General features: G+C 71.6%; 17 protein-coding genes and 2 pseudogenes. 7 read left to right on the top strand and 12 right to left on the bottom strand.

What is annotated here, in order from left to right:
* Positions 1-532: 532 nt before the first annotated feature.
* Positions 533-1,228 carry a DsbA family protein gene (locus tag MFF55_RS25065; RefSeq protein ID WP_238246831.1) on the bottom strand — a complete coding sequence of 232 codons (696 nt, stop codon included), beginning with the start codon at positions 1,226-1,228 and terminating at the stop codon, positions 533-535.
* Positions 1,229-1,862: 634 nt separating this feature from the next.
* On the bottom strand, positions 1,863-2,489 hold the full coding sequence (locus tag MFF55_RS25060) for a 2-hydroxychromene-2-carboxylate isomerase (RefSeq protein WP_238246830.1): 627 nt from the start codon (positions 2,487-2,489) through the stop codon (positions 1,863-1,865).
* Positions 2,490-2,660: 171 nt separating this feature from the next.
* Here MFF55_RS25060 and MFF55_RS25055 point away from each other — a divergent pair, with 171 nt between their 5' ends.
* On the top strand, positions 2,661-3,902 hold the full coding sequence (locus tag MFF55_RS25055; RefSeq protein WP_238246829.1) for an argininosuccinate synthase: 1,242 nt from the start codon (positions 2,661-2,663) through the stop codon (positions 3,900-3,902).
* A 169-nt stretch (positions 3,903-4,071) separates the two neighbouring features.
* Here MFF55_RS25055 and MFF55_RS25050 read toward each other — a convergent pair whose 3' ends face one another.
* The 3 genes and pseudogenes from MFF55_RS25050 to MFF55_RS25035 form a co-directional block, all read right to left on the bottom strand.
* Positions 4,072-5,139, bottom strand: a complete 1,068-nt coding sequence (locus MFF55_RS25050; RefSeq protein ID WP_238246828.1) for a glycosyltransferase — start codon at positions 5,137-5,139, stop codon at positions 4,072-4,074.
* Positions 5,136-6,233, bottom strand: a complete 1,098-nt coding sequence (locus tag MFF55_RS25045; RefSeq protein WP_238246827.1) for a glycosyltransferase family 2 protein — start codon at positions 6,231-6,233, stop codon at positions 5,136-5,138. The genes MFF55_RS25050 and MFF55_RS25045 overlap by 4 nt, the downstream gene beginning before the upstream one ends.
* A pseudogene (locus MFF55_RS25035) lies at positions 6,226-7,335 on the bottom strand (glycosyltransferase). Before MFF55_RS25035 ends, MFF55_RS25045 begins: the two are co-directional and overlap by 8 nt.
* A gap of 661 nt (positions 7,336-7,996) precedes the next feature.
* Between MFF55_RS25035 and MFF55_RS25030 the strand changes: the two are divergent.
* Together MFF55_RS25030 and MFF55_RS25025 are read left to right on the top strand one after the other, a co-directional pair.
* Complete coding sequence (locus tag MFF55_RS25030; RefSeq protein ID WP_238246824.1) at positions 7,997-8,602, top strand: sulfite oxidase-like oxidoreductase; 606 nt, start codon at positions 7,997-7,999, stop codon at positions 8,600-8,602.
* Positions 8,595-9,320 (top strand): FAD-binding oxidoreductase, encoded by a 726-nt coding sequence (locus tag MFF55_RS25025; RefSeq protein WP_238246823.1) that lies wholly within the window; start codon positions 8,595-8,597, stop codon positions 9,318-9,320. Before MFF55_RS25030 ends, MFF55_RS25025 begins: the two co-directional genes overlap by 8 nt.
* A 16-nt stretch (positions 9,321-9,336) precedes the next feature.
* Here MFF55_RS25025 and MFF55_RS25020 read toward each other — a convergent pair whose 3' ends face one another.
* Positions 9,337-10,416, bottom strand: coding sequence for a calcium:cation antiporter (locus tag MFF55_RS25020; protein WP_238246822.1), 1,080 nt, complete (start codon positions 10,414-10,416; stop codon positions 9,337-9,339).
* A 283-nt stretch (positions 10,417-10,699) separates the two neighbouring features.
* Between MFF55_RS25020 and MFF55_RS25015 the strand changes: the two genes are divergently transcribed.
* Positions 10,700-12,418 (top strand): DEAD/DEAH box helicase, encoded by a 1,719-nt coding sequence (locus MFF55_RS25015; RefSeq protein WP_238246821.1) that lies wholly within the window; start codon positions 10,700-10,702, stop codon positions 12,416-12,418.
* A 140-nt stretch (positions 12,419-12,558) separates the two neighbouring features.
* Here the strand turns inward: MFF55_RS25015 and MFF55_RS25010 are convergent, their stop codons facing one another.
* Positions 12,559-13,299, bottom strand: a complete 741-nt coding sequence (locus MFF55_RS25010) for a hypothetical protein (protein ID WP_238246820.1) — start codon at positions 13,297-13,299, stop codon at positions 12,559-12,561.
* A gap of 433 nt (positions 13,300-13,732) precedes the next feature.
* Here MFF55_RS25010 and MFF55_RS25005 point away from each other — a divergent pair, with 433 nt between their 5' ends.
* A complete protein-coding gene (locus MFF55_RS25005; protein WP_238246819.1) occupies positions 13,733-15,199 on the top strand; it encodes a histidine kinase in 1,467 nt (488 codons plus the stop codon).
* Entirely contained in the window at positions 15,196-15,858 is a 663-nt protein-coding gene (locus MFF55_RS25000; RefSeq protein WP_238246818.1) for a response regulator, read from the top strand. The genes MFF55_RS25005 and MFF55_RS25000 overlap by 4 nt, the downstream gene beginning before the upstream one ends.
* Here the strand turns inward: MFF55_RS25000 and MFF55_RS24995 are convergent.
* From MFF55_RS24995 to tsaD, 5 genes and pseudogenes are all read right to left on the bottom strand, one after another.
* Entirely contained in the window at positions 15,855-16,271 is a 417-nt protein-coding gene (locus tag MFF55_RS24995) for an EVE domain-containing protein (RefSeq protein ID WP_238246817.1), read from the bottom strand. The genes MFF55_RS25000 and MFF55_RS24995 overlap by 4 nt on opposite strands.
* Positions 16,272-16,322: 51 nt before the next feature.
* Positions 16,323-16,781, bottom strand: coding sequence for an opioid growth factor receptor-related protein (locus MFF55_RS24990; RefSeq protein WP_238246816.1), 459 nt, complete (start codon positions 16,779-16,781; stop codon positions 16,323-16,325).
* The gene (locus tag MFF55_RS24985; protein WP_238246815.1) at positions 16,778-17,770 is read right to left on the bottom strand and encodes an NAD(P)H-dependent glycerol-3-phosphate dehydrogenase; all 993 of its coding nucleotides are present in this window, start codon (positions 17,768-17,770) and stop codon (positions 16,778-16,780) included. Before MFF55_RS24985 ends, MFF55_RS24990 begins: the two co-directional genes overlap by 4 nt.
* A gap of 38 nt (positions 17,771-17,808) precedes the next feature.
* A pseudogene (locus MFF55_RS24980) lies at positions 17,809-18,114 on the bottom strand (GNAT family N-acetyltransferase); the annotation flags it as partial.
* Positions 18,111-19,163, bottom strand: coding sequence for a tRNA (adenosine(37)-N6)-threonylcarbamoyltransferase complex transferase subunit TsaD (tsaD, locus tag MFF55_RS24975; protein ID WP_238246814.1), 1,053 nt, complete (start codon positions 19,161-19,163; stop codon positions 18,111-18,113). The pseudogene MFF55_RS24980 and the gene tsaD, both read right to left, overlap by 4 nt.
* Positions 19,164-19,268: 105 nt before the next feature.
* Between tsaD and MFF55_RS24970 the strand changes: the two genes are divergently transcribed.
* Positions 19,269-19,987 (top strand): uroporphyrinogen-III synthase (locus MFF55_RS24970; RefSeq protein WP_238246813.1); only part of this gene is annotated, 719 nt, incomplete at its 3' end.

The following is a 19,987-nucleotide window of genomic DNA, read 5'->3' as shown; positions in this document are numbered from 1 at the left end:
TCAGAGGTTAGGCAAGCTGCACATGAAACAACGCATTCTTGCTAACGCACCGTTTGCCTGTGCCGGCCGTTCTACCTTCCAGGCGATGCGCCGTGCCGCAAACATCGTTTTGTGGATGGACAATACCACCATCAGCACAGGTGATCGTGGCGATGTCGCGCACCGATAGCGGCATGTACTCGCCTCCATCCGCTCGAATCGAGAGGTTGCAAAAACGGCAACGGGTCGGAAGGTGCACACAAAGTCACCGTCGCGCCTGCGGCTCATGCTCTCAAGAGTTGTTTTCGGCGTGTTCAGAACCGATCGGAGCCTTGTTGGGCATGGCTCGACCAAATCGCCGTCAACGTCTTCGACGCTGACGAGCCGCACGAGATTAACACCGACATCAGCCAACCTCCGATGCCTGTTTCCTACATGCTGTTCCCGCGCACGGGCCGGCAGAAATCCACTCTTCCCACACTTCAGCTCGGTCAAACTGCTTCAGTTCCGACCTTGAACCGCTGACGACCGCCCCATCACCCGGAGACCGCCTTCAGCAGGCGATTCGGTCGCAGCGGCGCGTGGCAGCGATCATCCGGGCGAGCGACTTTGCCCCCGGATGCCCCAGGAGGCCCGTGTTCCCCAGGACGTAAGAGGGCGTGGCGACGAGGCCGAGATCGGCGGCCATGCGCATCTGGCTCTTGAGGGCGAGGCGCACCTCGTCGCTGTCGCCGATCCCCTCGATCTCGGCGGCCGGGACGCCGAGCTTCCCCGCCGCGGCCAGCGCGGCGGGGCCATCGACCTTGCCCGGCCGGCCGAGGAGGCCCTGGTAGAGGCGCCACGTCGCCTCGGAGCCGAGCCTGCGCTGGACCGCGAGGGCGACCTTCGCGGCCTGGGCCGAATGGGGCGAGAGGATCGGGTTGTTGATGAGCCCGATGCGCAGGGCCGTGTCGCTCGCGCTGAGCGAGGCCATGTCGGCGGCGGCCTTCCGGCACCAGGGGCAGTTGTAGTCGAAGAACTCGTAGAGCGTGACCTCGGCCTCGCGAGGCCCGACATAGGTGACGCCGCGCAGCGCAGGGATCTCGCCCACGATCTCGCCCGGCAGGCGCATGTTGGCGACCGGCCGGCCCTCGTCTTTGTCGACGGCCACGGCCTGGCCGTAGCTCTGGGCCTGTACGGGCCGCGTCATCCCGATGCCTGCGACGAGGCCGGCGCTGCCGGCGAGGAAGCGTCGACGGTCGATCTGCATGACGTTCACGGCTTTGCCTGTGTCTCGCTGACCCATCAGAGGGACGGTCCGGGCCGGGTTCTAGCGGCGCCCGCGGCGGGGTGCCAGGGCAGGTCTGCCGATCGGTGTCCGTCGGTGCCAGCGGAGCAGAAGGGCGAAAGTGCCTCTGACTGCGCAAGCCCCCTCCTCTGCTGAGCAAGCGGCAAAACCTATCGAAACAAGGCGTCCTTCCCCGGACGGGTGGAGCACAGCGGAACCCGATCCGGGGTCCAGCACGGGAAGCCGCGAAGCGTCCGAAATCTTATGCCCTTCGTCATGAGCCGCTGACGCGGCCCTTTATTCGCTGGGTCCCGGATCACCTTCCGCTGACGCTCCAGGCGTCCGGGAAAGGGGCGGAGGTGGGATGTTCAGGGCTGCCAGTCACCAACCTCATCCCCCTCAACGCCTCTGACGCGGGGATCCGAAGACGGGTGAGGCGCATCCCTCTGCGCGATCGGGTTCACACAGGTCAGCTTGGGGCGGCCGGGTGACCATCATCAAGGCTCGTCGCATGACCCGGGCTCCCCTCTCGCTAGGGGGAAGGGGGGAGCGCGTCGGGGCTCCCGCGCATCGGGAATGTGAGGATCCCATAATCGCGCGCCGCGGAGAACTGCTCCTATAGCAGCCCGCCCGGGCGGTCGCCCACGGCCCAGGCCAGGGCCTGTTCCAGGCGGTCGTTGCCCCAGAACAATTCGCCGTCCTCGGTGAGGAAGGTCGGCGCCCCGAAGATGCCGCGCGAGCGCGCCTCCTCGCCGTTGGCGCGCAGGCGCATCTTGTTGGACTCGGCCGCGGCCGCCTTCAGGATCATGGAGCCGTCGAGGCCGAGACGATCGAGCAGAGCGGCCACTGCCGGCGGCTCGGCGATCGATTGTCCCTCAGCGAACTCGGCCCTGTAGACCGCCTTCGAGAAGGGGATCAGCCAGTCGTGGTCCATGCCGTAGGTGGCCGCCCGGGTCGCGCTGAGGCTGTTCTGCGGGAAGGGGTCCGGCCGGCTGATGGGCGGCAACCCGTGGCGGGCCGCCTCGCGCTCGAGATCGCGCCACATGGCGCGGCCCTTGGCCGGGTAGATGTTGAAGGGCGAGGAGTTCCAGCCCTGCGCCGCGAAGAGCGGCCCGACGAGGAAGGGCCGCCAGCGCAGCTCGACCCCGGCCTCCGCCGCGAGCGCCTCGATCCGCATGACAGAGAGATAGGAATAGGTGGAGGCAAACTCGTACCAGAATTCGAGGGTCGGCCGCCGCGCCATTCGTCGAATCTCCGGTGAGTACGAAATTCAGTGTCGCTCGCAGGCAGGGCGCCCGCAAGGCGGCGAGGCGCCACTGCCACGGTGTCCGAACGCGGCTCGCGGCGTACCGGTTGCACCGCGCGCCGCTCCGCTGGTAAGCCGCCGCGACGCCCGCGAACGCAAGCGAGTCCGATGCCAGACGCGAACCCCAAGCCCGTCAACAAGGTCGTGCTGGCCTATTCGGGCGGCCTCGACACCTCGATCATCCTGAAATGGCTGCAGACCACCTACAATTGCGAGGTCGTCACCTTCACGGCCGACCTCGGCCAGGGCGAGGAGTTGGAGCCGGCAAGGGCCAAGGCCGAGCTCCTCGGCATCAAGCCGGAGAACATCTTCATCGAGGATCTGCGCGAGGAGTTCGTGCGCGACTACGTCTTCCCGATGTTCCGGGCCAACGCCGTCTACGAGGGCGTCTACCTGCTGGGCACCTCCATCGCGCGGCCGCTCATCGCCAAGAAGCAGATCGAGATCGCTGAAGCCGTCGGGGCCGACGCCGTCTGTCACGGCGCCACCGGCAAGGGCAACGACCAGGTGCGGTTCGAGCTCGGCTACTACGCGCTCAAGCCCGACGTCACGGTGATCGCACCCTGGCGGGAATGGGACCTGCGCTCCCGCGAGCAGCTCATCGCCTTTGCCGAGGCGCACCAGATCCCGATCGCCAAGGACAAGCGCGGCGAGAGCCCGTTCTCGGTCGACGCCAACCTCCTCCACGCCTCCTCGGAGGGCAAGGTGCTCGAGGACCCGGCCGTCGAGGTGCCGGACTACGTCTATTCGCGCACGCTCTCGCCGGAGGAGGCGCCGGACCAGCCGACCCTCATCACGATCGGCTTCGAGCGCGGCGACGCCGTCTCGGTCGACGGGGAGCGCCTCTCCCCGGCGAGTTTACTGGCGAAGCTCAACGAGCTCGGCCGCGCCAACGGCATCGGCCGGCTCGACCTCGTCGAGAACCGCTTCGTCGGCATGAAGAGCCGCGGCATGTACGAGACGCCGGGCGGCACCATCCTGCTGCCGGCCCACCGGGCCATCGAGTCGATCACGCTCGATCGCGGCGCGGCGCATCTCAAGGATGCGCTGATGCCGCAATATGCGGAGCTGATCTACAACGGCTTCTGGTTCTCGCCGGAGCGCGAGATGCTGCAGGCGCTCATCGACAAGAGCCAGGAGATGGTCACCGGCGAGGTGCGGCTGAAGCTCTACAAGGGCGGGGTCCACGTCATCGGCCGCACCAGCCCGAACTCCCTCTACGACCAGGAGCTCGTCACCTTCGAGGAGGGCGCGGTCGCCTACGACCACCGGGACGCCGCGGGCTTCATCAAGCTCAACGCGCTCCGGCTGCGGACGCTGGCGCAAAGGCGGAAGGTGTCGGGGGGCTGAGGGTTCATCGCGCTTTGTCATTCCGGGGCGCCGCAGGCGAGCCCGGAACCCATAGCCTTTGGCAGTTCTCCAGCTTGCCGCGTCAGCGTTTCTGGGTTCCGGGCTCCGCTACGCGGCCCCGGAATGACAAACGTGGTGGAGCGGGCAACCCGGTTGAGCCGCCAGAGGCCTATCGCGAGGCAGGTCGCTCGCGTCTCGCCTCCAAACGATCCGCCAGCTCCGACACGAAGGCCGCGGTGCGGGACAGCGCGTTCGGCTCGGCCAGGGCGCCGATGACGGCCGGGTCGAGGGCGAGACCGGCTCGCACCAGGTCGGGCCAGTCCGCGGCCGCCGGCCAGCCCTCGCGGCAGAGGGCGGCGCCGAGCGCCTCCAGGCGGCGGGCCTTGACGACCTGCTCGTCGTAATGCCGCGGCTCGGCCAAGCAGATGAAGCGCTTGGCCCCCGCGGCCACGGCCGCGACCACGCCGTCGCCGCCGCCCCCGACCACCAGGGCGGCCGGTCCGAGATAGGGGCCGATGTCCGACACCCAGCCGTGGAGATGGAGGTTCGGGGGCAGCGCGGTGCCGTCGGGCCGGACCGGTCCGAGCACGTGCCAGACGCGATCGGGCACGGCACGGGCGGCGGCGGCGAGTTCGGCGGCGGAGCCCCCGGCGCCGCCGCGGCCGTAGACGACCAGGATCGAACCGTCCTCGGCGACAGGCTCGAGCCGCCCGGAGCCGAGAAAGCCGGCGTGAAAGGTCTTGGCCCGGACCCAGTCCGGCGTGCTCTCAGCCTCGAGCGCGGCCGGAAACGGGGCGATCAGGTGCGCCGCGCCGCGGAACGCCTCGAGATGCGGCATGTCGGTGCGCTCGCCGGCCAAGCGCACCACGAGGGTCGGCACCGACAGGAGCCGCGCGAGCAGCGCGACCTCGACGGACACGTCGACGACCATCAGGACCGGGTCGGCCGCGGCGATCCAGGCCGCGATCCGGCTCATCCGGTCGCGGATCGCGTCGATGCCGAGCGGCGCGTAGTGCAGTCCGCGCGGCCGATCCGCCTCGCCGTCCAGGCCGTCGAAGCCGTCGATCCGGTCGTCGGGCAGGTCGAGGAGGTCGACGGCCGCGCCGCTCGTGTCGATCTCGGCGAAGGTGCCGATCAGCGTCACCGGGCGGTCGAGGGCGGCGGCGAGGCGGGCAGCGCGCTGCCAGTGGCCGGCGCCCTGATGGTGCACGTAGTAGCCGACCGGCCGCCGGCTCATGCGCAGAGCGCCGCCTGCGGGCTCGCGGGTTCCCGCAACAGGTCGTCGATCCCGGCGATCGCGGCGCCCAGGGGCACGGGATCGGGCTCCGGCGCGAGCGGCCCGCGATGGGCGTCCATGCGCTCGACGAAGGCGATGTCGTTGAGGCCGGGCCCGGCCCCGATCGCCGCCAGATCGGCGGAGCCGATTCCGAGCGCGCGCAGGGCGCCCTGCCGGTCCACGGCGTTCCAGGCGAGGCGCCAGTCGCGGCGCCGCTCGATCAGCGCGCGCCAGAAGCCGGCGGGCGGCAGGCGGTAATCCTCGTGCCCGGCGACGACCCGGGAACGCCGCAGCATCTCCGTCGCCATCCCGCCCTCGACCCGGCCGTTGCGGCGGGCCGAGACCCGGATCGACACGGCGGGGCAGTGCCGCACGCGGCCGCCGTGACGGCGGACGAGGGCGACGAGCGCGTTGTCCTCGCCGCAGGGAATCACGGGCAGGCCGCCCACCGCGCGGTAGAGATCGGCGCGAAGCGCGAGGCTTGCCGCGACGTGGTCGCCGTGGCGGGGTTCGGGATCGTAGGAGGGCGGGTCGATCGCCGCCTCCAGGGCGCGAATCCCGGCCCAGTAGCACTCGATCCGGCGATGCAGCTCCGCGAGCGCCGCATCGGGAGGAGCATGGGAATCGTCGATCACCAAGCGCCCGCCGACGAGTTCGGCGCCCTCGAGCGCCCGCAGGTTCGCTGTCACCCAGTTCGGGGGCGCGAGGGCGTCGGCGTCGGTGCTGAGGAGGACGCCGTCGGCGACGCCCTCCGCCTCCAGCCAGGCGGCACCGGCATCGAGGGCCATCCGGCGCGCGGTCCCGACATGGGCGGCCTCGGGCGGAAGGCTCGCCTCGATCAGGCGAAGGTCGAGACCCGCCTCCTCTGCGGCCCGGCGCGCAGCGCCGGCCGTGTCGTCCGAGCAGTTGTTGGCGAGGACGACGACGCGCAATCGCAAACCCTCGACGCCGTCCTGGGACCCGAGCGAGCCGAGGAGCCGCGGCAGCACCTCGGCCTCGTTTCGGGCCGGGACGCACACGACGGCCCGGCGGAACGACGTCCCGGGCTCAGGCATCGTCGAACAGGCGCGTGCCCGCATAGGCGACGCTGGGGGCGACCCGCGCGAGCGCGCCGGCCCGCGCGACCTCGTCGCGATACAGGGCCTCGTAGCGGTCCGTCATGGTCTCGGCGTCGAAGAGGTGCTCCGCGCGGCGGCGGCAGGCGCGGCGGTCGAGGCGGATCGCCTGGCCGATCGCGCGCCCGAGATCGGCGACATCGTCGGCCCGGGCGATCACGCCGCAGCTCGCATCGAGGATATCGGGGATGGCGCCGCGCCCGAAGGCCGCCACGGGCGTGCCGCAGGCCAGCGATTCCGCGAGCACGAGCCCGAAGGGCTCCTCTCAGCGCGGCGTGCAGAGCGCGACGCAGGCCTCGCCCACGCGCCGCGCGAGTTCGGCATGCGAGAGGTGCCCGAGATAGGTGACGTCGGGCCCGAGGCGCGGCGCGATCTCGGCCGTCCAATAGGCGGTGTCGCTGCGCGGCCCGGCGAAGCGCAGGGGCAGGCCGGCGGCCCGGGCGGCGTCGATGGCCAGATGCGTGCCCTTCTCCGGAACGAGCCGCCCGGTCCAGATCGCGTGCGGCGCGCCGGACGGCTTCGAGACGTAGGGAAAGGCGTCGAGGTCGATACCGTTGCCGACGATGCGCAGCCCTTCCAGGATGTTCGTCCACTCGGCGGCGAGGGACTTCGAGACGGCCGTGAAGGTCATGTCGCAGGCCCGGGCGCGCACGCCGTCCACGAAGGGCTCGAAGGGCGGCGTGTGCAGCGCCGTCAGCATCGGCACCGCGATCGCGGGGGCGCGGAGCAGCGGCAGTGGATGCAGGCTGTTGTTGTGGACGAGGTCGAAACCGCCGGCCGCGAGCGCGTCCATGATCCAGCCATACGCCGCGTGCTCGGCCCGATCGATCCGCACCTCCGAGGCCTCATCGACGGCCGTGCCGGTTGGCGGGCAGACCTCGACGACCTCGCAGGTAGCGCTGGACCCCTTCGAGGCGAACAGCGTCACCGCATGTCCCCGGGATTGCAGGGCCGAGGCGAGGAAATGCGTGTGCATCTCGAGCCCTCCGGAGAAGGGCTGCGCGATCGGGTACTTGAGATGAGCGACGATGGCGATCTTCACGAGGCGCGCAACATGGGCTGGAGATCCCTGGACGGCAGGGGCGAGCGCCGGTGGAGCGGCCGCGCGCCCTAGCATGATCCTGAACTGTCCGGAAACGGACTGTGAGACCGGCTTAACGCGGCTGAACCCCGTTGGTCTCACCTCGACGTTCGACGCGACCCTGGCACCGCCACGCTTTACGCTACCTGAACGGGCGGCCTGGGCCGAAAACGCGACCGGGCCTGCCTTCGCGTCCTCGGGCATCCTCGCCAACAAAAAGGCCCGCTTCCGAGGGGATCGGAGGCGGGCCGTAAAAGGGGGAGTTTCTACACGAGCCTGGGTGAAACCCACGGTATCGGCGCCGGTTCCTTAGAAGATCCAGGGCGAAGATCTTCATCTACAAGGGGCTTGCTGTAGGTGAGGAGATGCTGAAGGCGGGAGAGCGGGTTTTCATCGTCTCGGCAGGTGCAACCCCGACCTTTCCGTCGGGCTCTGCGACGGATGCAATCCGCAACATGCCTCCCGGCATCGTCTGCCAGGCCTTTTTCGCACGGAGGTGAAGGGGCTCGCCAGCCTTCAAGCCGGCGCGTCGTGGCGCCGAGGCTTCGCCAGCGCGCCTTCCTCCGCTATCTGAGCCCGCAGCGGCGCCCGGCCTCGGGCCGCGGGGACGTGGAAGGACAGCATGGTCACACGAGGGTTCACCGGCCGCAGGCCGCCGGAGGCGACGCGCGAGCGGCTGCCGCCGGGGCAGTACCTGACGGAGGATTTTCCGGTCCTGCAGCTCGGGCCCACGCCGCGGATCGACCTCGACCGCTGGCGCTTCACGCTGCGCGAGGGATCGCGGCCGCTGAAGACCTGGACCTGGGCGGAGTTCGAGGCGCTGCCGCGCACGACCTGGTCCGGCGACATCCACTGCGTGACGAAATGGTCGAAGTTCGACACGGCCTGGGAGGGCGTCAGCTTCGACGACATCCTTGCGGCGGCCGGCATCGCGGCGCCCACCGGCTTCCTGCTCGCCGAGGGCTACGACGACTACACCACCAACCTGCCCGTGGCCGATCTCGCGGGCGCCAAGGCGATGGTGGCGACGCGCTATGCCGGCGCGCCGATCACCCCCGACCACGGCGGCCCGGCCCGGCTCCTCGTGCCGCATCTCTACTTCTGGAAGAGCGCCAAGTGGGTGAAGGGCCTGCGCTTCACCCAACGGGACGAGGCCGGCTTCTGGGAGCTGCGCGGCTATCACATGTACGGCGATCCCTGGCGCGAGCAGCGCTTCACCGGTGATTGAGCCGGACGCACGTCCGCTCGCCTGGCAGAGGGCGACGATCCTCGCCATCACGCCGGTGACGCCGCGGGTGAGGAGCTATCGCCTCGGCGTCGCCTTCGACCGGCCTGCCCATGCCGGCCAGCATGTCGACCTGCGCCTGACGGCGCCGGACGGCTACCAGGCCCAGCGCAGCTACTCGATCGCCTCGGCGCCCGACGACAGCGGCACCATCGAGCTCCTGATCGAAGGGCTCTCGGACGGCGAGGTCTCGGTCTTCTTCGAGGAGGTCGCGGCGGTCGGCGACGAGATCGAGCTCCGCGGCCCGATCGGCGGCTCCTTCGTCTGGGTTCCGGAGGACGGCGGTCCCCTCCTCCTCGTCGGCGGCGGCTCCGGCATCGTCCCGCTGCTGGCGATGCTGCGCCACCGCGCCGCCGCGGCGCCGGACGTGCGCTCGCTCCTGATCTACTCGGTGCGCGAGGGGGCGGAGGCGATCGCCCGCGAGGAGCTGCTGGACCGGGCGCGCGACGAACCCGGTTTCGACCTGATGCTGAACGTGACCCGCGAGGGCGGCGGCCGGCGCCTCGACGCCGCGCTCATGGCTGAGGCGTTGGACCGGCTCGGCACCCCGCGCCACGTCTATGCCTGCGGCTCGAATGCCTTCGTCGAGGCCGCCTCGAACCTGCTCCTCGACGCCGGGCTGGCGCCGGGCACGATCCGCACGGAGCGGTTCGGCGGCTGAGGCCGCCGGGCCTCGATCACGGGCTGAAGATCAGCGTCAGGTAGACGAAGAAGACGACGAGGTGCACCGCGCCCTCGAGCATCGTCGTGCGCAGGCCCGAGAAGGTGATGGTGCTGAGGATCAGCGTCACCACGAGCAGGGTCATCTCGGTGGGCGCCAGCCCCAGCACCACGGTCTGGCCGGAGATGAGGCCGACGATGAGCACCGCCGGGACCGTGAGGCCCACGGTCGAGGTCGCCGCGCCGAGGCAGAGGTTGATCGCCCGCTGCAGTTCGTTGCGCGCGATCGCCTTCAGCGCGCTGATTCCCTCCGGCGTGAACACGATGCCCGCGATGAGCACGCCGCCGAGTGCCGAAGGCGCGCCGAGCGCCGCGATGCCGTGGTCAAGGATCCCGGCGAGGCTCTTCGAGAGGAGCACGATCGGGAGGATGTTGGCGATGAGAAGGGCGGTGTGGCGGAGCACCGAACCGCCCGCCGCATGGGCCGGCGCAGGCGGCTCCGTCGGTCTCGACGCGGAGGCCGATGTCTCGTTGGCGTGGATGAAGAAGCTGCTGTGCCGCCCCGTCTGGATCGCCAGAAAGATCGCGTAGAGCGCCACGGTGAATACCGAGAAGGCGATCGATTGCAGCGCGGTCAGCGTGCCGACGCTCGTCGAGGTGGTGAAGTTCGGGATGATCAGCGCGATGGTGGTGAGCGGGATGATCACCGACAGGAAGGCCGAGGCGCCCTTCAGATTGTAGGATTGCTGGTGGTAGCGCAGCCCGCCGATCAGGAGCCCGAGGCCGACGATGCCGTTGAGCACGATCATGAGGACGGCGAACATCGTGTCCCGCCCCAAGGTCGGCGCCGCCTTGGCGGAGAGCATCACGGCGGACACGAGGACGACCTCGATGACCACGATGGAGAGCGTGAGGACCAGGGTGCCGTAGGGCTCGCCGAGGCGATGGGCGAGCTCCTCGGCCTCGTGGACGACTCCGAAGGCCGACCACAGGATGACCGCGAACAACCAGAGGAACAGGGCAGCCGCCCAGAGCGGCTGGCCGAGATCGCCGAGCCAGGCTGGTCCGAACACGAAGAAGGCGGCGAGCTTCCCCACGCCACCGCCAATCGCAGAACCGACCCCATCATCCGCTCTCACCTCCCGTGTGACCCCGCGCCCTTGTGCCAGCGACGGACGGAAGGCGATACCGGCGCGGCGCATCTCGCTCGCACGGGTCCGCACGATGCCCATGCGCTGCAGCCGGTGGCGCGCCGCGGCCGTTGCCGCTAGAAGGATCGCCTGACGCAACCGTTCGAGGCCGGATTTCCGGCCCCAGGAAGCTCGTTCCGCGCTCGCGCGGACGCTATCCGATCGGTCCGACCTGCAAGGCTCTCCTCCCGTGCCCTTCCCGACCCTGCCGGCCCCGCTCGCCCGAGCGCTCGCCGCGCGCGACTACGAAGAACCCACACCGGTCCAGAGCGCCGTCGTCGAGGCCGCGGCCTCGGGCCGCGACCTTCTCGTCTCGGCCCAGACCGGCTCGGGCAAGACCGTCGCCTACGGACTCGCCTTCGCCGACGAGCTGGTGGGGGAGGCCGAGACCCTGGGGCCCGCCGGGCCGCCGTTGGCGCTCGTGATCGCGCCGACGCGCGAGCTCGCCCTTCAGGTCCAGCGCGAGCTGTCCTGGCTCTACGCCGAGACCGGCGCGAAGGTGCTCGCCTGCGTCGGCGGCATGGACCCGCGCCGCGAGAGCCGGGCCCTCAACGAGGGCGCCCACATCGTCGTCGGCACGCCGGGCCGCCTGCGCGACCACCTGGAGCGGCGCAACCTGGCGACCCAGGCGTTGCGCGCCGTCGTCCTCGACGAGGCCGACGAGATGCTCGATCTCGGCTTCCGCGACGACCTCGAGTTCATCCTGTCCGTCACCCCGCAGGACCGCCGCACGCTCCTGTTCTCGGCGACCCTGCCGAAGGCGATCGCGAGCCTCGCCGAGCGCTACCAGCGCAACGCGCTGCGCATCGCGGTGAAGGGCGAGGCCCAGGGCCACGCTGACATCACCTACAAGGCGATCCGCGTGGTGCCCCGGGAGATCGAGCACGTCGTCGTCAACACCCTGCGCCTCGTCGAGGCGCCCACCGCCATCGTGTTCTGCAACACCCGCAACGCCGTGCGCCACCTCCAGGCCGTCCTCAACGAGCGCGGCTTCTCGGCGGTAGCGCTGTCGGGCGAGCTCGGCCAGGGCGAGCGCAACGCGGCGCTGCAGGCCCTGCGCGACGGCCGCGCCCGGGTCTGCGTCGCGACCGACGTCGCCGCGCGCGGCATCGACCTGCCCACCGTCAGCCTCGTGATCCATGCCGACCTGCCCCACGACGCGGAGGTGCTGCAGCACCGCAGCGGGCGCACCGGCCGGGCCGGGCGCAAGGGCACGAGCGTTATCCTGGTCCCCGCCTCGCGGCGGCGGCGAGCCGAGCAGATGCTGGCGATCGCCAAGGTCCATGCCGATTGGGACGGCCCGCCCAAGGCCGAGGAGATCCGCCGCCTCGACGGCGAGAGGATGTGGCAGGACCCGATCTTCACGGAAGCCGCCGCCGAGGAGGACGTCGCGATGGCGGAGGCCCTGCTCGCGCAGCGCTCGCCGCAGGAACTCGCCGCCGCCCTCGCCCGCATCTATCGCAGCCGCCTGCCCGAGCCGGAGGAGGTGACCGATCCCGGCGCCGGCCCGGAGCGCAGGGTACGGCCCGTCTACGACCCCGCCGACACGGCGCGGATCGACGCCGAGGGCCCCTCGGTCTGGTTCCGGCTCAATCTCGGCCGCCGCGACAATGCCGACCCGCGCCGCCTGTTGCCGATGCTGACCCGCCGCGGCGGCATCGGACGCCAGGAGATCGGGGCGATCCGGATCTTCGAGCGCGAGACCAAGTTCGAGGTGCGCGGCGGCGCGGCCTCGCGCTTCGCCGGCGCCTTCGCCAAGAACGGCTCGCCGGAGATCCAGGTCGAGGCCCTGATCGGTGGCGATGCCGAGGTCGAGCGGGCCCCGAAGAGCCCGCGCGCGGGGCGCCACGAGCGCAGCGCCGCCAAGAACGAGCGGGCCGCCCCCAAGAAGCAGCGCAGGCCCCGCTAGAGCATCTTCCGCCGAGTTGGTTGCCGGTTCGGCGAAAGAAAATGCTTCGTAACAAAGGGTTGGAGCGTTCTCCGTGATCCGGGGATCACGGAGAACGCTCTAGATCGAAGGGCCGCGCCGCCTCGACGAGCGGCGCCCGGTCAGAACGCGTCCTTCACCGCGTTGCCGAGCGCCTCGACGCTCTCGGCGATCTTGCGGCCGGCCGGTGCCAGCGACGGCACCTTCAGCCCGAAGACCTCGGTGTGCTCGGGTTCCGGCTCCTGCGCGACGGCCGGCGCTGCCGCGGGCTGCGCCTCCGCCCTCACGCGCGGCGCGGCATTGGCCTTGGGCCGGGGGCTGGGTGCCGGCGGCAGGGCGGCGAAGGCGGTTTCGGCGGCGCGTGCCCGCACGGTCTCGCCGCTGAGCGGGGCGACGAGCGCCACGACCCGCGCCGGGGGGACGGTGACCGCGATCCGGGCCGGAGCCAGGACGGCGGCCGGCTCGATGTTCGGCAACCGGACCGGGGACGCGAGGGCTCGCACCTTTCCGGTTTCTTCGCCCGCCTTGGGGGCCGTGCTCGACGTGACGTCCGTGCTCGACTTGATGTCCGTGTTCGACTTGGCGACTGCGAAGGGTTCGGCATTCCTCGGCGGCGTCGCCGCGGCCGCTGGCGCCAGCGCCGGCAATCCGTCCTTCAGGTCGGGCCACTCGGAGGCCACGGATGCGATCCGCACCGGCCGCGGCGGCGGACCGGCGAGCCCCGACAGCATCCAGTAGGCCCCGGCGGAGAGGCCCGCGAGGCCCGCGATCCCGGCGCAGGCGAGCGCACCGGCGCGGACGATCGCAGGCAGGCGGACGTTGCGCGCTGGCTGTTTTGCGGGATCGGCGGCGATGGTCGTCATCGAGAAGGATCCTCGTACGCAAGACCGGATTGTTGACCGTTGCCGGTCGGTCACGGCCCCGAGAGAGCCGTTCCGCGAGGGCCCGCATCCATCCGTCCGGACGTCGGCAGGTCTCGCACTTGTGGGACGTGATGCGGACAATGGGGCATCAAGATGTCCGACCAGCCGTCCGCAATCCTCGCCAGTGCAGTGCGCCTGCGAATCTGAATAAGGTCCACAGGTTTAATGGTGTGCTGACACCCCGGGCCTTGCTCTGTCCCACGACGGATCATCCGGAGTTTTCCCTCGACGGTCGCGGGGCCGTGCCGGGACTCGGGGCGGCTCGCCGATCATCTTCAACATCGCGCGAGGACGTGACGCCTCGTCGCCGAAGCGCGGCTCGTCTAGACGCTTCGCCGGCAAGTGCAGCCGCCCGCCTTCTCCCGGGACACCGATGACGCAGACCCCCTCGCCGCCGGCCGCCGACACGCCGCAGCGTCACGCCTGGCCGTGGACCGCCTGGCCCTGGACCACTTGGCCGACGCGGGTCCGCCTGATCGCGGTGGTGCTCGCCATCGACGCGCTCGCCGCGCTGGTCTCGTGCGGGATCATCGTCCTGAACGCCCGGTCGGCGGTCCAGGTCGAGACCCTCGCCTCGCTCTCGACGGTCGAGTCGCTGGTCGCGGACACGATCGACCTGTCGCGGACCGCGCCGCCCCAGAGCCTGCTGCAGACCCTCGATCTGCGCATCCAGGCGCTGCGCCACGTCCGCGTCACTCTCCTCGACCCGGAGGGCCGCGACGTCCGCTTCGCGCAGGGTCGACTCCGCCGCGACCGGCATGATGCGCCGGCCTGGTTCGCCGCGCTGATCGCCCCGCCGATCCGGCGTGCCGAGCTTCCGATCGTCGTGAACGGCGGCCGGATCGGCACGGCGCGCATCGTCACCGAGCCCCTCGACGAGATCGACGAGATCTGGGGCTACACGGTCTCCCTGTCCTTCGCGAGCCTCTGCCTGAACCTCGGCCTGCTCGCCGCGCTCTACGTGGCGCTGAGCCGGGTGCTCGCACCCCTCGACCGCGTCGCCGAGGGTCTGACCCAGCTCGAGCATCGCGACTACGCGGTGCGCCTCGATCCGCCGGCCTCGCGCGAACTCGCCATCATCACGGAGCGCTTCAACTCGCTGGCCGGCGCCCTGGAGGAGGCCCGGGCCGCCAACGACCGCCTCACCCGCCAGCTCCTCACCGTGCAGGACGACGAGCGCCGGCGCACGGCCCTCGAACTCCACGACGAGTTCGGGCCCTGCCTCTTCGCCCTGGAGGCCAACGCGGCCTCCGTCGCCCGGATCGCCGAGGCCGACGCGCCGCCGGACCGGACGCGCCTCGCGGCGCGCGCCGGCGACATCGCGGCCATCGTCGGGCAGGTTCAGGCGCTCAACCGCGACCTCCTCAACCGCCTGCGCCCGCACGGGCTCGGCCAGGTTCCGCTCGCCGAGTGCCTCGATCTCCTCGTCCGCGACTTCTCCCGGCGCCACCCGGAGACGGCCTTCGCCGGCGAGTTCCACGGGCTCGCGCGCGGCTACGGCGATCTCGTCGACCTCACCGTGTTCCGTTGCATCCAGGAGAGCATGACGAACGCCGTCCGCCACGGCCGCGCGCCGCAGGTCCGGGCGGAAGCGCGGGAGAGGCCGGCCCAGGATGGCGCGGCGCGAGCGACGAACCTCGAGATCGTCGTTCGCGACATCGGGGTCGGGCTCGCCGCCAGCCACGGGATCGGGCTCGGATTGTCGGGGATGCGGGAGCGGGTCGGAGCACTCGGCGGCACTTTCCTGCTTGACAATGCGGCGCCCGGCACGGTGGTTCGGATCTCGATCCCGCTCGACCCCGAGCGGGACGAGGACCCGAGTCCAATCGTTCCCGCATGAACGCCATCGCCACGACCGCGACCCGCGCGCCCGTTCTCGTCGTCGACGACCACCCGATCGTCCTCCAGGGCTGCCGGCGCGTGCTGGAGGATGCCGGCGTCGAGGCCATCGCCGAGGCGACCAACATCGTCGCGGCCTATCGGCTGTTCCACCGGATCCGCCCCGCAGTGGTGATCTCCGACCTCACGTTCCAGGGCAGCGGGCTCGCCGGCCTGACCCTGATCCGGCGCATGCGGGCGGTGGAGCCGAAGACCCGGGTCCTCGTGTTCAGCATGCACAATGACCCCGTGATCGTGTCCCGCGCCCTTGAGGCCGGCGCGCTGGGCTACGTGCTGAAGGACCACGCCTCGATGGAGCTGTTCGAGGCCTTCGAGCGGGTTCGTGCGGGAGAGGTCTACCTCGACCGGCGCCTGGCGACCGAGGTGGCGATGCTGCGGGCCGACCCGCGCCGCACGCCGGAATCGCAGATGACGCCGCGCGAGCGGCAGATCCTGACCCGCCTGGCGCAGGGCAAGTCCTACAGCGCGATCGCCGCCGACCTGTCGGTGAGCTACAAGACCGTCACCAACGCCTGCTCGCAGATGCGCCAGAAGCTCGGAGTGCGCACGCTGGCCGAGCTCATCCACGTCGCCGTGACGCAGGCGCAGCGCCAGGGCTAGGCCGCTCCGCCCATCGCCCGGACGAGCGCCCATTCCCCGGCGGTGACGGGCTGCACCGAGAGCCGGGAATTGTTGACGAGCACCATGTCCTTCAGGCGCGGCTCGGCCTTGATGGCCTCCAGCGTCACGGGCTTGGGCAGGGCCGCGACGGCCTTGAGGTCGACCATGCCGAAGCGGCCGGTCGGGTCGCTGTCGTCGGGGTAGTACGGGCGGATCACCTGCACGATCCCGATCACGGCCTTGCCGTCGTTGGAATGATAGAAGAAGCCCTGGTCTCCGACCTCCATCGCCTGGAGGTGCTTCTTGGCGAGGTGGTTGCGCACCCCGCTCCAGTGCGTGCCGGCCTCGCCGGCCGCGACCTGGTCGTCCCAGGACCAGGTGGCCGGTTCGGACTTGTAGAGCCAGTACGCCATGCGCTTCCCCGCGACCTCGGGAACTGAGTCTACACCGCGCAAGCTTGGCCGTCAGGCCCCGTCGAGGGCCGCCTGCCAGTAGCGCAGGCTGTCGCGGTTGATTGGGCCGCCAGCCCCTGCGTTGCGTGCCGTCACGAAGGCGTGGAAGGACGCCGCCTCGTCCTGGCCGAGGAGGTCGCGCATCGCGGTGAGGATCCGGGTGATGCGCAGGTGATTGTGGTCGTGGCCGCGCAGCCAGCCGTCGGTCTCGGCGTAGAAGCGCCGCATGCGGGCGAGCGCGGCGCGCAGGCCTTCGCGCGCCGTCGGGTCCGCGCGGATCGCCTCCGCTTCGTCGGTCCCCAGCACCGGCGCGCCCGGAACGGCGCGGCTCGCCTCGGCGAGGGGGAAGCACCATTGGATGAAGTCGTGCACCCCCTCGATCCGGGCGTCGTCGAAGGCGAGCACCTCGGCGAGGCGGCGCTCCGCGCCGTCCCGGCCGGTGCCCGCGAGGAAGGCGTGGATCGGCCTCACTCGGCCTCCCCCCGCAGCGGCCGGGCGAGGAGAGCCGCGATCACCGCATCGACCCGGGCCTGCCCGGACACGATCGCCGCGACCGCCTCCGCCACCGGCATCTCGACGTTCCGGGCGCGGGCGAGCGCGACGAGGGCGGCGGCGGTGAAGGCGCCCTCCGCGAGCTTGCCGCCGGAAGCCGCCTCGGGGCCCGTGCCCTGTCCCAGGCGCTCGCCGAAGGCGAAGTTGCGCGATTGCGGAGAGGAGGCGGTCAGCACGAGGTCGCCGAGGCCCGACAGGCCCATCAGGGTCTCGGGGCGCCCGCCATAGCTCCGGGCGAAGCGCATCAGTTCGGCGAAGGCCCGGGCGATCAGGGCGGCGCGGGCGCTCTCGCCGAGTCCGCGCCCGGCGACGATTCCGGAGGCGATGGCGAGCACGTTCTTGCCCGCCCCGCCGATCTCGACGCCGCGCACGTCGTCGGTGTGGTAGACCCGGAAGCTCGGCCCAGAGAGCGCGCCGGCGAGGCGGGCGGCGAGCGCGCCATCGGCCGCCGCCAGGGTGACGGCCGTCGGAAGACCCTGCGCCACGTCGATGGCGAAGCTCGGCCCCGAGAGCACGGCCACGGGCGTTCCGGTCGGCAGCGCCTCCGCCGCGACGGCGCTCATGAAGGCGTCGCTGCCGCGCTCGATCCCCTTGGCGCAGAGCACGACAGCGGCGCCGGGCGCCAGCGAGGCGCGAAGCTGCTCGAGCACGCCGCGCATCGTCTGGGCCGGGGTGACGAGGAGCACGGTCGTCGCGCCCGCGAGGTCGGCGGCCTCGCCCGTCGCGCGGATGCGGGCGTGAAGCGGCACGCCGGGCAGGTAGCGCGCGTTCTCGCGGGTCGCCTCCACGCGGGCGGCGGCCTCGGGATCGCGCATCCAGAGGGTGACCTCGCGGCCGGCCGCGGCCGCGGCGTTCGCGAGCGCCGTGCCCCAGGCGCCGCCCCCGACGACCGCGATGGCTTGGCTCATCTCGCGCGCTCCCAGAGGTCCGGCAGAGGCGTTCGACGCGGGGCCGACGGGCCGCGCTTGCCGCGCCAGGCGAGGGAGCGACGGTTCAGGGCCGGGAGATCGGCCCGGTCGGTCAGGACCGCCTCGCCGAGTTCGATCGCGCGCGCGAGCCGGTCCGGCGGCATGTTCGCCCAGGCCGGTGCCGGCACGCTCTCGCGCCAAGGGCCGCCGCAGGCATTGTCGAGCAGGATGCGGGCGAAGCAATGGTCGAGGCGCACCGGCCAGTCCGGCCGCGCGCTGGCCGCCTCGGGCAGGCGCCGCTCCACCAGATCGCGCCAGCGAGCCCGGTCCGCGTCGGGATTCATCCGGCCACGGCCTGCGGCGCGGCCTCCGCGAAGGGCCAGCGGGCGCGGGCCGACGCCGTGAGATCGTCGACGAGGCCGAGGCGCAGCCGTTCCAGGCCGGCCCAGGCGATCATAGCACCGTTGTCGCCGCACAGCGCCAGGGGCGGCGCCACGAAGCTCAGGCCGGCCTCGCCTGCCTGCGCCGTCAGCGCCCGCCGGATCGCGCCGTTGGCGGCGACGCCGCCGGCCGCCACGAGGGCGGTGGGATGCCCGGCGACCGCTCCGAAGGCGCGCAACGCCACGCGCACCCGGTCGACGACCACGTCGACCACGGCGGCCTGGAAGCTCGCGCAGAGATCGGCGATGTCGGCGTTCGAGAGCGGCGCGATCCGCTCGGCCTCGATGCGCAGGGCGGTCTTCAGGCCCGACAGGGAGAAGTCGGCCTCGCGCCGGCCGAGCATCGGGCGGGGCAGGGAGAAGCGCTCGGGATCGCCGCCCTCCGCCAGGCGCTCGACCTCCGGCCCACCCGGGTAGCCGAGGCCCAGGAGCTTGGCGATCTTGTCGAAGGCCTCGCCGATCGCGTCGTCGACGGTACCCCCGAGGCGGACGTAGTCACCCACGCCCTTCACGGCGACGAGCTGGGTATGGCCGCCCGAGGCGAGGAGCAGGAGATAGGGGAAGGCAAGGCCGTCGGTGAGCCGCGCCGTGAGGGCATGCGCCTCGAGGTGGTTGACGGCGAGCAGGGGCTTGCGCGCGACGAGCGACAGGGTCTTGGCCGTGACGAGGCCGATGAGGACCCCGCCGATCAGGCCGGGCCCGGCCGCCACCGCGATCCCGTCGACCTGCGCGAGCTTGGTCCCGGCGCGGTCGAGGGCGCGGGCGATCAGGCGGTCCAGGACCTCGACATGGGCGCGGGCGGCGATCTCCGGCACCACGCCGCCATAGGCCGCGTGCTCGGCGATCTGGCTCAGGATCTCGTTGGCGAGGATGCGTCCCCGTCCCTCCTCGCCGGGGGCGACGATCGCGGCGGCGGTCTCGTCGCAGGTGGTCTCGATACCGAGGACATGCATGGCCTGATTGGGGTTGGGCTTGGTCGGGGCCGACTGTGCACGCCATACTAGCCGCTCCGGCAGGGGCGGGGCAACGCGGGCGCCGAGGGTCCCGGAGGGTTGACGATGCGGATCTGGGTCGCGCGGCCGGAACCGGGAGCGACGCGCACGGCCGAGCGGCTCGCGGCGCTGGGCCACGACCCTCTCCTGGCTCCCGTCCTGGCCGTGACGCGGGCGATCGGCCCACCACCGGAGGGGGATTTCGCCGGGCTGCTCCTGACGAGCGCCAACGCCGTGCCGGCGCTCGCCGCCCAGGCGATCGCCGGAGTGCCGGTCTTCGCGGTCGGAACGCGCACGGCCGCCGCAGCACGGGCCGCCGGGGCGTGCCCGGTTCTCGACGCGGAGGGCGACGCGGCGGCCTTGAGCCGGCTGGTTCGGGCGACCCTCGCCCCGGGCGCGACTCTCCTGCATCTCGCCGGAGCCGAGCGAAAGCGCGAGCCCGCCGCCTCCCTCGAAGCCGCGGGCTATCGCATCAGGATTTTTACCGCCTACGCGGCGGAGCCGGTCCCTGCCCTGCCCTCACGGGTCGCCGAAGCGCTGGGAGGGACGGCGGGCCGGCCGCGCCTCGACGGCGCCCTACATTATTCCCGCCGCAGTGCGGAGGCTGCCCTCGAATTGGCGGGAGCGGCCGGTCTCGGCGGAGCCTTCGCGGCGCTCAAGCATTACTGCCTGTCGGCAGACGTGGCCGTACCCCTGGTCGCGGCCGCGATCGAGGTCCATTTCGTGCCGACGCGGCCCAGCGAGGAAGCCCTCCTCGCGGGTCTCGTCGGCACGAAATGGACCTC

Origin of the sequence: Methylobacterium iners (assembly GCF_022179305.1) — a bacterium.
Taxonomy (GTDB): Bacteria; Pseudomonadota; Alphaproteobacteria; order Rhizobiales; family Beijerinckiaceae; genus Methylobacterium; species Methylobacterium iners.
The sequence above is the reverse complement of the archived record's forward strand: the minus strand, read 5'-3'. Positions and strand labels throughout refer to the sequence as shown.

Excerpts from the sequence above, each read along its gene's own strand:
- MFF55_RS25050 (WP_238246828.1), bottom strand. The coding sequence starts at position 5,139 with ATGAGCCGGCGGCCGGTCGGCTACTACGTGCACCATCAGGGCGCCGGC.
- tsaD (WP_238246814.1), bottom strand. The coding sequence starts at position 19,163 with ATGCATGTCCTCGGTATCGAGACCACCTGCGACGAGACCGCCGCCGCG.
- MFF55_RS25045 (WP_238246827.1), bottom strand. The coding sequence starts at position 6,233 with ATGCCTGAGCCCGGGACGTCGTTCCGCCGGGCCGTCGTGTGCGTCCCG.
- MFF55_RS25030 (WP_238246824.1), top strand. The coding sequence starts at position 7,997 with ATGGTCACACGAGGGTTCACCGGCCGCAGGCCGCCGGAGGCGACGCGC.
- MFF55_RS24995 (WP_238246817.1), bottom strand. The coding sequence starts at position 16,271 with ATGGCGTACTGGCTCTACAAGTCCGAACCGGCCACCTGGTCCTGGGAC.
- MFF55_RS25000 (WP_238246818.1), top strand. The coding sequence starts at position 15,196 with ATGAACGCCATCGCCACGACCGCGACCCGCGCGCCCGTTCTCGTCGTC.
- MFF55_RS25005 (WP_238246819.1), top strand. The coding sequence starts at position 13,733 with ATGACGCAGACCCCCTCGCCGCCGGCCGCCGACACGCCGCAGCGTCAC.
- MFF55_RS25010 (WP_238246820.1), bottom strand. The coding sequence starts at position 13,299 with ATGACGACCATCGCCGCCGATCCCGCAAAACAGCCAGCGCGCAACGTC.
- MFF55_RS25065 (WP_238246831.1), bottom strand. The coding sequence starts at position 1,228 with ATGCAGATCGACCGTCGACGCTTCCTCGCCGGCAGCGCCGGCCTCGTC.
- MFF55_RS25055 (WP_238246829.1), top strand. The coding sequence starts at position 2,661 with ATGCCAGACGCGAACCCCAAGCCCGTCAACAAGGTCGTGCTGGCCTAT.
- MFF55_RS24985 (WP_238246815.1), bottom strand. The coding sequence starts at position 17,770 with ATGAGCCAAGCCATCGCGGTCGTCGGGGGCGGCGCCTGGGGCACGGCG.
- MFF55_RS25060 (WP_238246830.1), bottom strand. The coding sequence starts at position 2,489 with ATGGCGCGGCGGCCGACCCTCGAATTCTGGTACGAGTTTGCCTCCACC.